13 protein-coding genes are annotated in these 11419 nt (G+C 71.7%); 3 read left to right on the forward strand and 10 right to left on the reverse strand.

Annotated elements, in window-relative coordinates; all coding sequences use genetic code 11:
• Nucleotides 1–75: 75 nt before the first annotated feature.
• From AB0F04_RS24420 to AB0F04_RS24460, 9 genes are all read right to left on the reverse strand, one after another.
• Entirely contained in the window at nt 76–1092 is a 1017-nt protein-coding gene (locus tag AB0F04_RS24420) for an asparaginase (protein WP_362044494.1), read from the reverse strand.
• Nucleotides 1093–1124: 32 nt separating this feature from the next.
• Nucleotides 1125–2567 carry an amino acid permease gene (locus AB0F04_RS24425; protein WP_362044496.1) on the reverse strand — a complete coding sequence of 481 codons (1443 nt, stop codon included), beginning with the start codon at nt 2565–2567 and terminating at the stop codon, nt 1125–1127.
• Nucleotides 2564–3253 carry a FadR/GntR family transcriptional regulator gene (locus tag AB0F04_RS24430; RefSeq protein ID WP_362044498.1) on the reverse strand — a complete coding sequence of 230 codons (690 nt, stop codon included), beginning with the start codon at nt 3251–3253 and terminating at the stop codon, nt 2564–2566. The genes AB0F04_RS24425 and AB0F04_RS24430 overlap by 4 nt, the downstream gene beginning before the upstream one ends.
• Before the next feature lie 175 nt (nt 3254–3428).
• The gene (locus AB0F04_RS24435) at nt 3429–4265 is read right to left on the reverse strand and encodes an undecaprenyl-diphosphate phosphatase (RefSeq protein ID WP_362044500.1); all 837 of its coding nucleotides are present in this window, start codon (nt 4263–4265) and stop codon (nt 3429–3431) included.
• A gap of 81 nt (nt 4266–4346) precedes the next feature.
• A complete protein-coding gene (gene crcB, locus AB0F04_RS24440; protein ID WP_362044502.1) occupies nt 4347–4694 on the reverse strand; it encodes a fluoride efflux transporter CrcB in 348 nt (115 codons plus the stop codon).
• The gene (locus tag AB0F04_RS24445) at nt 4691–5071 is read right to left on the reverse strand and encodes a DUF190 domain-containing protein (RefSeq protein ID WP_362044504.1); all 381 of its coding nucleotides are present in this window, start codon (nt 5069–5071) and stop codon (nt 4691–4693) included. The genes crcB (AB0F04_RS24440) and AB0F04_RS24445 overlap by 4 nt, the downstream gene beginning before the upstream one ends.
• The gene (gene crcB / locus AB0F04_RS24450; RefSeq protein WP_362044506.1) at nt 5068–5523 is read right to left on the reverse strand and encodes a fluoride efflux transporter CrcB; all 456 of its coding nucleotides are present in this window, start codon (nt 5521–5523) and stop codon (nt 5068–5070) included. The genes AB0F04_RS24445 and crcB (AB0F04_RS24450) overlap by 4 nt, the downstream gene beginning before the upstream one ends.
• Before the next feature lie 737 nt (nt 5524–6260).
• Nucleotides 6261–7220, reverse strand: coding sequence for an SMP-30/gluconolactonase/LRE family protein (locus AB0F04_RS24455; RefSeq protein WP_362044508.1), 960 nt, complete (start codon nt 7218–7220; stop codon nt 6261–6263).
• A 48-nt stretch (nt 7221–7268) separates the two neighbouring features.
• Nucleotides 7269–7526, reverse strand: coding sequence for a helix-turn-helix domain-containing protein (locus AB0F04_RS24460; protein ID WP_362044510.1), 258 nt, complete (start codon nt 7524–7526; stop codon nt 7269–7271).
• 169 nt (nt 7527–7695) lie between these two features.
• Between AB0F04_RS24460 and AB0F04_RS24465 the strand changes: the two genes are divergently transcribed.
• Together AB0F04_RS24465 and AB0F04_RS24470 are read left to right on the forward strand one after the other, a co-directional pair.
• Nucleotides 7696–8727: a LacI family DNA-binding transcriptional regulator gene (locus AB0F04_RS24465; protein ID WP_362044512.1), complete on the forward strand. Its 1032-nt coding sequence runs from the start codon at nt 7696–7698 to the stop codon at nt 8725–8727.
• 61 nt (nt 8728–8788) lie between these two features.
• Nucleotides 8789–9178, forward strand: coding sequence for a MarR family transcriptional regulator (locus tag AB0F04_RS24470; RefSeq protein WP_362044514.1), 390 nt, complete (start codon nt 8789–8791; stop codon nt 9176–9178).
• A gap of 305 nt (nt 9179–9483) precedes the next feature.
• On the opposite strand, the gene AB0F04_RS24475 is transcribed toward AB0F04_RS24470, so the two are convergent.
• A complete protein-coding gene (locus AB0F04_RS24475) occupies nt 9484–9882 on the reverse strand; it encodes an SseB family protein (protein WP_362044516.1) in 399 nt (132 codons plus the stop codon).
• A 277-nt stretch (nt 9883–10159) separates the two neighbouring features.
• Between AB0F04_RS24475 and AB0F04_RS24480 the strand changes: the two genes are divergently transcribed.
• Complete coding sequence (locus AB0F04_RS24480; RefSeq protein WP_362044518.1) at nt 10160–11341, forward strand: MFS transporter; 1182 nt, start codon at nt 10160–10162, stop codon at nt 11339–11341.
• Nucleotides 11342–11419: the final 78 nt, after the last annotated feature.

Genomic DNA, 11419 nt, shown 5'->3' on the forward strand with positions numbered 1-11419 from the left:
CTTCAGGGGCGCGGGGAACTGCGCGACCAGCCACAGGGGCGCCGCAGCCACCGGACGGAAGAACCCGGCACACGTTCAGGGACGGGCCGCACCGGCGACCGGCTCCAGCGAACGAACGGGCCGCACCCGCCCGACCTCCCGCCCACCACCGAGCAGCGGCTCACCCGCGAACTCGGTGAGCAGCTCCGGGTCGACGCCCGCCCGGGCCAGCGCGGCGGCAGCCACCGGCACACGCGCCCGGTTCGCACCGTCCGCGATCTTCACCGCGACGGCCCGCCCATCGGCCAGAGCAGCGACCTGCACGCCCTCGAAACCGTCCTTGGACAACAGCCCCGGCACGGCCCGCATCAGCGCGGCGACGTCCCGGCCGGAGCCGGAGGCCATCTCGGCGTGCTCGCGCATCGCGTCGGCGACCCGGGCTTCGGGCGTGCCCGGCGCGGCGGTGGTGATCCGGGCGGCGGCCCTGGCCAGTCCGTGCAGGGAAAGGGAGAACAGGGGCGCTCCGCAGCCGTCGACGGTGACGCCGGCGATGCGCTGCCCGGTGAGGTCCTCGACGATCTCGGCGATGGCCTGCTGGAGCGGGTGGCCGGGGTCGAGGTAGTCCTCCAGGGACCAGCCGTTGAGGGTGCAGGTGTAGAGCATGGCCGCGTGCTTGCCGGAACAGTTCTGGGCGAGCCGTGAGGGCAGTCGGCCCTCACGCACCCAGGCGTCCCGGACGACCGGGTCGAACGGCAGATCAGGCACGTTGCGCAGGTGGTCCTCGGTGAGCCCGGCGAGTTCGAGGATGCGCCGGGCCCCGGCGAGGTGGCGTTCCTCGCCGGAGTGGCTGGCGGCCGTCAGTGACAGCAGCTCGCCGTCGAGCGGCAGCCCGGCCCGGGCCATGGCCACGGCCTGCACGGGCTTGATCGCGGAGCGGGGGTAGAAGGCGGCCTCGATGTCTCCGATCTGGAGCCGGACCTCTCCGTCGGCGTCGAGGACGACGACGGAGCCGTAGTGGATGCCTTCGACGATTCCGCCGCGTACGAGGTGGGCGACGGGGGCGTGGAGGGGTTCGCGGACAAGGGGTGCGTCCGCGAGAGAACTGCTGAACATCACTGCCTGCTTCTCAGGGAGCGACGCGTTCCTCACGCGTCGGCTCCGGTGGTGGACTTGCGTGCGATACGGCCGCGGATGCCGAACCATCCGGCGACCAGGGCCCCGACGATCAGCGGCAGGCACAGCACGGTGGTGCGGCCCGCGCCGCCGTCGGCGTACATGAGGACCAGGACGGAGGCGAGGAACACCAGCGTCACGATCTCGGTCCAGGGGGAGCCCGGGAGCCGGTAGCCCGGGCGGGTCAGCTCACCCCGCTGGGTCTTCTGCCAGAAGAGGAGGTGACAGATCATGATCATGCCCCACGTGGCGAGGATGCCGATGGCCGCGAAGTTGAGCACGATCTCGAAGGCGTCGGCGGGCACCACGAAGTTGAGGCCGACGCCCAGCACGCAGATGCCGCTGGTGAGCAGGATGCCGCCGTAGGGCACCTGGCTGCGGCTCATCACGGAGGTGAACTTGGGCGCGGACCCGGACATGGCCATGGAGCGCAGGATGCGGCCGGTGGAGTACAGGCCGGAGTTGAGCGAGGACATGGCCGCGGTGAGGACGACCAGGTTCATCACGCCGCCCGCGGCGGGGATGCCGATGTTGGACAGGACGGTGACGAAGGGGCTCTCGCCGGCGGTGTACTTGTTCCAGGGCAGCAGCATCGACAGCAGGACGACCGAGCCGACGTAGAAGAGGGCCACCCGCCACATGATCGAGTTGATCGCCTTCGGCATGATCTTCTCGGGGTTCTCGGTCTCACCCGCGGCGACACCGACCAGCTCGACGGAGGCGTAGGCGAAGACGACGCCCTGGATGATCAGCAGCATGGGCAGCAGGCCGTGCGGGAAGACGCCGCCGTTGTCGCTGATGAGGGACGGGCCCGGGCTGTGGCCGTCGACGGGGTGCTGGGTGACCAGCAGGAAGATGCCGATGCACATGAAGACGACGAGGGCGCCGACCTTGACGATCGCGAACCAGAACTCCAGCTCGCCGAAGATCTTCACCGAGATCAGGTTCACGGTGAGCACCACGGCCAGCGCGATCAGCGCGATGACCCACTGCGGGATGTCGGAGAACATGCCCCAGTAATGGGTGTAGGTGGCGACGGCGGTGATGTCGGCGATGCCGGTGGTCGCCCAGTTGAGGAAGTACATCCAGCCGGCGGTGTAGGCGCCCTTCTCCCCCATGAACTCGCGGGCGTAGGAGACGAAGGCGCCCGAGGAGGGCCGGTACAGGACGAGTTCGCCGAGGGCGCGCACCACGAGGAAGGCGAAGAGGCCGCAGACCGCGTAGGCGACGAAGAGGGACGGGCCGGCGTCGGCCAGACGGCCGCCCGCGCCGAGGAACAGGCCGGTGCCGATGGCTCCGCCGATGGCGATCATGTTGACGTGCCGGGACTTCAGGGACTTGCTGTAGCCCGCGTCTCCGGCATCGACATGGATGGAACGTTTCTGCACATCGTCGTGCAGGGACTGCTCGCTCACGCCTCGGTTCCGCCTTCCATGGGGGTTTCCGTGGTGGTGTCCGTGCGCGACGAACGCACGATGTCGGTGAGGGTCGTCTCGACGCGGTCCAGGTGGTGGGCCATGGCCTCCACCGCGTCGGTCTCGGAACCGTCGGTCAGGGCCTCGACGATCGCCCGGTGCTCGCGATTGGACTGCTCGCGGCGGCCGCCCAGCTCGTTGAGGAAGGCGGACTGGCGGGCCAGCGCGTCCCGGATCTCCTCGATGACCCGGCGGAAGACCGGGTTCTGGGCGGCCTCGGCCACGGCGAGATGGAACAGCGTGTCCATGGCGACCCACGCGGTGGTGTCCGTCTCCCGCTCCATCCGGTCCAGGAGGTGGGCCAGGTGGTCGAGGTTCTCCGGGGTGCGGCGCCGGGCCGCGTACCCGGCGACCGGGATCTCGACGTGGCGGCGCACCTCCAGCAGGTCGCTCGCGGAGTAGTCGCCGAAGGTGGGGTCCTCGACGGTACTGGCGACCACGAAGGTGCCCTTGCCGGTCCGGGACACGGTCAGGCCCATGGTCTGCAGCGCCCGCAGAGCCTCGCGCAGCACGGGCCGCGAGACCTCCAGGGTGCGGCACAGCTCCGCCTCGGAGGGGAGCTTGTCGCCGATGGCGTACTCGCCCCGCTCGATGGCGCCGCGCAGGTACGCCAGTACCGCTTCCATGGCACTGACGCGACGCACAGGCTGTCCGGCTGTCCGGCTGTCTGACAGGTTCACGGGAGAGATACTCCGGCCGACGGTCCAACCTGTCAAGGGCCGCCCCGAAAGGGGCGCGGGGAACTGCGCGACAAGCCACGACGGCGCCGCAGACAGCCGACGGCGCCTCCCGGCAGACCACTCAACTGTGCAGCACACCCGCTCCGAGCAGCCCGAACAGCACCACGCCCACCACAACCCGGTAGATCACGAACGCGTTGAAGGAGTGCTTCGCGACGAACCTCAGCAGCCAGGCGATGGAGGCGTACGCCACGACGAAGGAGACGACCGTGCCCACGGCGAGCGGGGCGGCGCCCACTCCCGTGCCCAGGGCGTCCTTGAGCTCGTAGAGACCGGCGCCGGTCAGCGCGGGGATGCCGAGGAAGAAGGAGAGCCGGGTGGCGGCGACGCGGTCCAGGTCGAGGATCAGCGCGGTGGACATGGTGGCCCCGGAGCGGGAGAAACCGGGGAAGAGCAGGGCGAGGATCTGGGAGCTTCCGACCAGCATCGCGTCCTTGAAGGAGGTGTCGTCCTCCCCGCGCTTGTGCCGGCCCATCTGGTCCGCCGCCCACATCACGCCGCTGCCGACGATCAGGGAGCCGGCGACCACCCACAGCGAGGCGAGGGGGCCCTCGATGAGGGGCTTGGCGGCGAGTCCGACGACGACGATCGGGATGGTCGCACAGATCACCCACCAGGCGAACTTGTAGTCGTGGTGGTACCGCTCCTCGCGGTCGCGCAGGCCCCTCCCCCAGGCGGAGACGATCCGCACGATGTCCTTGAAGAAGTACACGAGCACCGCCGCGATCGCACCGACCTGGATGACGGCCGAGAACCCGACCACCGCGTCGTCGTCGACGGGGATGCCCATGAGGCCCTCGACGATCTTCAGATGGCCGGTGGAGGAGACGGGCAGGAACTCGGTCACCCCCTCGACGGCTCCGAGGACGACGGCCTGACCGACGCTGATGACGCTCATGGGATCCAGTTCTGCTCGGGGGCGGGAGCGGAGGGGACCGTCTTACTACACCCGGACGAGAACGAAGCTCATGGAAGCGCCTCACATACGCGCCAGTGCCGCCCCCGCGAAAGCCGCGGCGAGGCCGGCCACCACAGTGAGGCCGACGTTGAGGGCGGCCTGGAGACGTGCCCCGGTCTCCGCCAGCCGCAGCGTCTCGTAGGAGAACGTCGAATAGGTCGTCAGGGCCCCGCACAGGCCGGTGCCGAGCAGCAGTTGGAGGTGGGTGGCGGCTCCGGTGAGCAGGCCGAGGACCAGGGAGCCGGTGACGTTGACCGTGAAGGTGCCCCAGGGGAAGACCGAGTCGTGGCGGGCCTGGACCGCCCGGTCGGTGAGGTAGCGCAGCGGGGCGCCCACCATCGCGCCGCAGACGACCAGCAGCCAGTTCACAACGACTTCTTACCGTGCTGGCCCGCTGTGCCGGGATCGTCCCCGCGTCCGGCGTACCGGATCACTTCGCAGTCGTCGAGGGTGACGAGCCCCTCGGTGACGATGTCGTCGAGGTGCGGAAGGAAAGCACGCACGCGTGGCTCGGTGTCGACGATCACCACGGCGACCGGCAGGTCCTCGCTCAGGGAGAGCAGCCGCGAGGTGTGGATCAGGGAGGAGGCGCCGAAGCCCTCGATGCCGCGGAAGACGCTGGCGCCCGCGAGGCCCGCCGCGTGGGCCCGGTGGACGATCTCCGAGTAGAGCGGCTTGTGGTGCCAGGTGTCACTTTCGCCGATGTAGACGGTCAGGCGCAGGGCCCTGCCGGTGAGCCTCGTCATCGGTGCCTCCCTTTCAGGACGCGGCGCGTGGTGCCGGCCGCGAGCCACACCGCCGTGAGGGCCGCGAGCGGGGTCGCGACGAGGTACGCCAGTCCGGGGCCGGCCTGGCCGGCGTCGAGGAGTCGCCGGATGTCGACGGCGTACGTCGAGAAGGTGGTGAAGCCGCCGAGGACGCCGGTGCCGAAGAAGGGACGGACGAGGGGGTGTGCGGTGCGGACCTCGGTGATGATCACCATGAAAACGCCGATCACGGCGCAGCCGGCGATGTTGATCCCGAGGGTCGTCCAGGGGAACCCACCCGCGGGCGTGGGCCACCCGAGGGAGGCGGCGTAGCGTGCGGTCGCCCCCGCCGCCCCGCCGAGCGCCACGACCCCGACGACGGGCGCCTGGGCACGCCAGGAGGACTGCCGCGGACTGGAACCCCGCACGCGGAGGCTCTCGGGGGATGTCATGGGGATGTGTCTCCTACTCGCCGGGAGCCCGGGGTCGTGCGGGCGCGTGCCGTCGCAAGTAGGGACCGTTGGCGGCGTCCTTGCCGCGGTTCGGGTACGGCGGGCCCCACCGCCGCGCCGCGACAGGGCCGCGGCCGGGATTCAGAGTAACCCCGGGGCGCGGTGGGGTCACTCCGAGGCGGTGGAGATCACTACGGGGCGGGCGGTGCGGTCACTTCGGCGCGGACGATGCGGGTCATCTGGGGCGGGTGGCTCACGGACCGCCACCCCGCGTACCCGGACGCTGCCGATGCCGATGCAGATCACTCGGGACGGATGGCTCTCGGAGGCGACCCCCGTACCCGGACGCTGCCGATGCAGATCACTCGGGCCGGGCGGCTCACGACGGCCAGGCGCCGTATCCGGCTGGTGGCGCTGCGGATCACTCGGGACGGGCGGACTCACGGACCGCCCCCCCGACGTACCCGGACGCTGCCGACGCAGATCACTTCGGGACGGGCGGACTCACGGACCGCCCCCCCCGACGTACCCGGACGCTGCCGACGCAGATCACTTCGGGACGGGCGAGCTCACGGACCGCCCCCCCGACGTACCCGGACGCTGCCGACGCAGATCACTTCGGGACGGGCGGACTCACGGACCACCACGCGCCGTACCCGGCTGCTCCCGCTGCGGATCAGTGGGGCGGGTGGCTTGCGGAGCGCGACACCCCCGTATCCGGAGGCTGCCGTTGCGGGTCACCCCAAGACGGGTCGCTCGCAGATCGCCACGCCCCGTTCCCAGACGCTGCCGAGGACCAGGTGCCCGCCCGCTTCGCAGACGCTGGTGGGCATGCGGTAGCCGGAGCGGCGGCGGGTGAGGTGGTGGACGACGCGGCCCTCGTCGTCGAACGCCTGCAGGGCGATCGTGCCGGTGGGACGGAACGGGGCGCGTACGGCGACACGCGCGGCGGCTGTCCGGAGGCCGGGCGCGCCGCGGTGGAGCAGGGCGAGGGGCGGGATGCGGGGCCCGGCCAGCGCGACCCAGATCGGTCCGTCGGGCGCGCCGCGCCAGAGGTTGTCGGGCATGCCCGGGAGGTTCTCGACGAACGGTTCGCTCCGCCCGGCCCGCGGCCCGGTGACCCAGTGGCGCAGAAGCCGGCAGGCGCCGGTCTCCGCGACGACCAGGAACGACTCGTCGGCCCCCACGGCGACCCCGTTGGCGAACTGCAGGCCGTCCAGCACGACCTCGGGTGCGTCGGCGCCGGGGGCGAGCCGCAGCAGCCGTCCCGTTCCGGAGTGTTCGACGATGTCGCCGATCCAGTGCTCCAGGGGGTACCGGCGGCTGGAGACGGTGAAGTAGACGCTGCCGTCGGAGAGGGACACGACGTTGCTGCAGAACCGCAGCGGCTCTCCCGCCACCGAGTCGGCGAGGATCCGCACCGTGCCGTCGCCGGTGCCCACGCGCAGCAGCCCGCGCTCGGCGTCGCACACCAACAGGTCGCCGTCCGGGAGGAGTTCCAGCCCGAGCGGCCTGCCACCGGTCTCGGCGAGCACCTCGACGCGGGCCGCGACCGGATCGGCGAGGGCGTCGAGCCGCAGGATGCGGCCGTCCGCGACGCCGGTGAGGACCCGGCCGCGCGGGTCGGCGACGACGTCCTCGGGGCCGGGGCCCACCGCGATGTAGTGGCGGGGGACGAGTGCTGTGGGACGGTCCATGGCGCGCGTGTCCTTCATCATCGGGGGCGATGCCGCGGTACGGGTCGCCTACCAGCCCTTCTCAAACATCCGGGCGACCTCGGCGATCCGCATGTCGTCGCGGTGGTAGCGCACACGGCCCGCGGACCTGCTGGTGCGCAGCATGCCGGTGGCCTCCAGCAGCCGGAGATGACCGACGGCGGCCGGGCGCGGTATCGAGAACCGCTCGGCGACGTCGTCCGCGGTGACACCGTCCGCCGCGGGGCCGGGTTCCTGCATCCAGGCCAGGATGCGCAGCCGTGTCTCGTCCGTGGGAGTCCTCAGCATGTCGTGCCCCTGCCTCGCGGCTTCGCCCTCTCACCGCGCCTTCCCCCACTGTCTCGCAGGCGACGCCGCCCCGTCCGGCACTCGGCATCGTATGACCGATACCGAACTGCCGTGACGGATCGCGGAGTTCGGATGGGCCGGTGAAGGGAGGGAGAGGAGCCGTACAGTCATGACCATGAACGCTGCGGGAGGCAGGCGCAGGCCGCCCACGATCCACGACGTGGCGCGCGAGGCGGGGGTCTCACGCGGCACCGTCTCGCGCGTGCTCAACGGCGGCCACTACGTCAGCCCGGCCGCCCAGGAGGCGGTCAACGCAGCCATCCGCAAGACGGGTTACGTCGTCAACCGGCACGCCCGCTCCCTGATCACCGGGCGGTCCGACTCGATCGGCTTCCTGCTCACCGAACCGCAGGAGCGGTTCTTCGAGGACCCCAATTTCAACGTCCTGCTGCGCGGCTGCACGCAGGCGCTCGCGGCGCACGACATCCCGCTGCTGCTGATGCTGGCGGGCACCGAGGGTGAACGGCGGCGCATCACGCGGTACATCACCGCCGGGCACGTCGACGGGGTGCTGCTGGTCTCCAGCCGCTCCGGTGCTCCCGTGGCGGAGCGGCTGCGCGAGGCGGGGGTGCCGCTGGTCGCGTGCGGAAAGCCGATCGGGCTGGCCTCCAAGGTCAGTTACGTGGCCGCCGACGACCGCGACGGGGCCCGCGACATGGTGCGCCATCTGCTGTCGCTCGGGCGGCGCAGGGTGGGCACGGTGACCGGGCCGCTGGACACACCCGGCGGCGTCGAGCGCCTCGCCGGCTACAAGGAGGTACTGGCGGAGGCGGGCCTGGAGTTCGACGAGCGGCTGGTCGTCTCCGGTGACTACAGCAGGGCGAGCGGCGAGGCGGGCGCCGAGCGGCTGCTGGCGCAGGCCCCGGACGCCGACGCGGTCTTCGTGGCCTCCGACCTCATGGCGCAGGGGGCGCTCACGGCACTGCGGCGGGCCGGGCGGCGGGTGCCGCAGGACGTGGCGCTCGGCGGCTTCGACGATTCACCGGCCGCCGTGGCCTCCAGTCCCGGGCTGACGACCATCCGGCAGCCCTGGGACCGCATCAGCAACGAGATGGTGCGCTTGCTGCTCGCGCAGATCGGGGGCGAGGATCCGGCGGCGGTGATCCTGCCGACGGAACTGGTGGAGCGGGAGTCGGCGTAGGGGTTGCCGAAGGTGATCCATGCACGGTCATTGAATCCCGCACCGGTGTTACCGTTCCCTTATGGCGGCGAGAACGGCTGGTGGACAGCTCGAGGAACGGTGGCGGGACATCCTGTCCGCTCACGCGCGCACGATGTGCGAGATCGACCGGGCGCTGCATCCGCACGGTCTCGGCGCCTCCGACTTCGAGGTCCTGGACATGCTCGCGACCACGGCGCCCGAGGAGGGCGAGCAGTGCCGGGTGCAGAACCTCGTGGGGCGGGTCCACCTGAGCCAGAGCGCGCTGTCGCGGTTGATCGCCCGGCTGGAGAAGGACGGTCTGGTGACGCGGTCCGTGTGCGCGGAGGACCGGCGGGGCGTGTATGTCGCCCTGACCGCCAGGGGCCGTGACCTGCACGCCGAGGTACTGCCGCTGCAGCGGGCCGCGCTGGCCCGGACGCTGGGCGAATAGGCGCCGGGCGTCACGCCCCGGCGGACAGGCCCCCGGGCATATCCCCTTGCCCCCTTCTCCCGTTGCCCGTCGTGCGGTGCGACGACGCCGCTCGGCGAGCGAGGAAGGGGCCGTCGCCCCGGCTGCCGGAGCCTTTGGTGACGACGTCGCAGCGGCCGGAGGAGCCGGCTCGGGCAAAGGCCCTGCCGACCGCCCGCGCGGTGCGGCGGCGGGTCAGGGTTTCTGTCGGCTCGCGGGGCGTCTCGAACCCCGGCAAAGCGCGCTCTGACCTGCCGCGACCGCGCGGGCACCCGGTGTGAGTGCTGCTATCGGACCAGTAGGGTGCGGACTCCCTCCGAGGTGAGCGTCAACCGGTGCTCGGAGCTGCCGTCGATGGTGAGCGACAGGTCGTCGGCCGGCCACTGGGCGGCGAGGGCGCCGAGTGGCACCATGCGGTAGCGGGAGACGAACGGCAGCAGCCCGGCCATCTCCACCTCGGAGGTGAACACGGGCACCACCGGTTCGCCGCCCGGCTGCTCGAGCACCGGCAGGGCCACCGCCGAGGGGTTGGTGGCGTCGGCGTCGGCCGCGTCGTCGGGCACGGGGATGAGCACGTCGCTGTTGGCGAGCGCGTCCAGAGCCGCCGCGTCCTCGGTGTTCTCGGCGAGGACGTCCAATGCCTGCTGGGCGGGCGTGGGCGTGGGGTCGTTTGCGGGTGTCTCCATGGCACATTCCCTGGTTGCGGCGGTCGTGCGGCCTGCCCGGGGCAAGATCCGCCCCGAGTACGGTCCTGCTCGCGTACCCGAACGGGAACGGGGCAACCCTGGTGGATCTTCAGGGTTCGTGGGAGGGCCGGGGAGATCCTGTGGTGGCACCCGGGCGATCTCCGGGCCCGCCGGGGATGTTGACGGGCTTGATGTTACCGGTAACATCACTCCTCTCATCCCGTCCGCAGACCGTGCCCTCCGCCCACCTCCCGGTGGGCCGTCCCCCGGAGTCCGCGTGATCGAAGAGCACGTCGCCCGTCCCTCTCCCGCCCCGCCCGGCCCGCTCTTCAGCAGAGCCGCCGTACTGGCCTCGTGCGCCGGTTTCGTACTGATCGGGGCGTTGCAGGCGCTGTACGGGCCGGCGATCCCGGCTCTGCGTGCCGAGTTCGGACTGTCGCCGTCCGCCGCGGGGCTCGGGCTCAGTGCGCACTTCGTCGGTGGTGTCGCCGGTGTGCTGCTGTTCGACCGGCTCTACGGGCGGGTCGGGAACCGGCGGATCCTCGGCAGTTCGTATCTGCTGATGGCGATCGGCGCGGCGGGTTTCGCGCTGGCGCCCGACTGGCCGGCCGCGCTGGCGGCGGCCCTGCTCGCCGGGCTCGGCTTCGGAGGCATCGACTACGGCCTCAACCAGTTGTTCGCCGTGGGCTTCGGCCACCGCTCGACCGCGATGCTGAACATCCTCAACGCGCACTTCGGCATCGGCGCCATCGCAGGCCCCGCCGTCATCGGCGCGGTCGGCTCCGAGCACTACCCGGCCGTCTTCCTCGCCTTCGCCGCCGCCAACCTGCCGTTGCTGCTGTGCCTGAAGGGCGTGCGGAACCAGGCGCCCGTCGCGGCCGCGGAGCGGACCGGCGGCACGGCCGTCCTCGGACGGAGCCTCGGCTCCGTGCTCGCCGTCTTCGTCGTCCTCTACGTGCTGCACGTCGGCATCGAGGCCGGTGTCGGCGGCTGGGAGCCCACCCATCTGGAGACCGTCGGCTACGGCGCCGGTGTCGCCGCCACCGCCACCTCCGTGTACTGGCTCATGATGACCGTCGGCCGCTTCCTGGTCGCCCCGCTCGCGGTGCGCTTCTCCGCCCAGGCCATCATCACCGTCTCCTGCGCGGGCATGACGGCGTGTCTGCTGGCCGCGGCCGTCCCGGCACTGGCGCCCTACGCGTACGCCGGTGTCGGTCTGTTCATCGCGCCGATCTTCCCCACCGGGCTGCCGTGGCTCAACCGCGCCGCCCCGCGGGCCCGGTGGGCCGGTGCGCTGGTCATCGCCGCCTCCATGGCTGGGGGCGTGGTAGCGGGGCCGGCTCTGGGCAAGGCCATCGAGTGGTCCGGGGTCCGCGCCGTGCCGCTCCTGCTCTGCGGTGTATCGGCGCTCTGCCTGTCCGCCACGCTCTGGCTGATCCGCGCCACCCGCTCCCGCTGACCGCACTCCCGCCCCTGCGGACCAGCTGCCGCGCTCCCGCATCTCCAGACCGGCCGACCGCACTTCCACCTTCCAGAA

The sequence above is a fragment of the Streptomyces sp. NPDC029041 genome, from assembly GCF_040637515.1.
Classification (GTDB): Bacteria; Actinomycetota; Actinomycetes; order Streptomycetales; family Streptomycetaceae; genus Streptomyces.

What these genes read in the sequence shown, in the direction of transcription:
- AB0F04_RS24420 (WP_362044494.1), bottom strand. Translation starts at nt 1,092, where the DNA reads ATGTTCAGCAGTTCTCTCGCGGACGCACCCCTTGTCCGCGAACCCCTC.
- AB0F04_RS24430 (WP_362044498.1), bottom strand. Translation starts at nt 3,253, where the DNA reads ATGGAAGCGGTACTGGCGTACCTGCGCGGCGCCATCGAGCGGGGCGAG.
- AB0F04_RS24435 (WP_362044500.1), bottom strand. Translation starts at nt 4,265, where the DNA reads ATGAGCGTCATCAGCGTCGGTCAGGCCGTCGTCCTCGGAGCCGTCGAG.
- AB0F04_RS24445 (WP_362044504.1), bottom strand. Translation starts at nt 5,071, where the DNA reads ATGACGAGGCTCACCGGCAGGGCCCTGCGCCTGACCGTCTACATCGGC.
- crcB (WP_362044506.1), bottom strand. Translation starts at nt 5,523, where the DNA reads ATGACATCCCCCGAGAGCCTCCGCGTGCGGGGTTCCAGTCCGCGGCAG.
- AB0F04_RS24455 (WP_362044508.1), bottom strand. Translation starts at nt 7,220, where the DNA reads ATGGACCGTCCCACAGCACTCGTCCCCCGCCACTACATCGCGGTGGGC.
- AB0F04_RS24460 (WP_362044510.1), bottom strand. Translation starts at nt 7,526, where the DNA reads ATGCTGAGGACTCCCACGGACGAGACACGGCTGCGCATCCTGGCCTGG.
- AB0F04_RS24465 (WP_362044512.1), top strand. Translation starts at nt 7,696, where the DNA reads ATGACCATGAACGCTGCGGGAGGCAGGCGCAGGCCGCCCACGATCCAC.
- AB0F04_RS24470 (WP_362044514.1), top strand. Translation starts at nt 8,789, where the DNA reads ATGGCGGCGAGAACGGCTGGTGGACAGCTCGAGGAACGGTGGCGGGAC.
- AB0F04_RS24475 (WP_362044516.1), bottom strand. Translation starts at nt 9,882, where the DNA reads ATGGAGACACCCGCAAACGACCCCACGCCCACGCCCGCCCAGCAGGCA.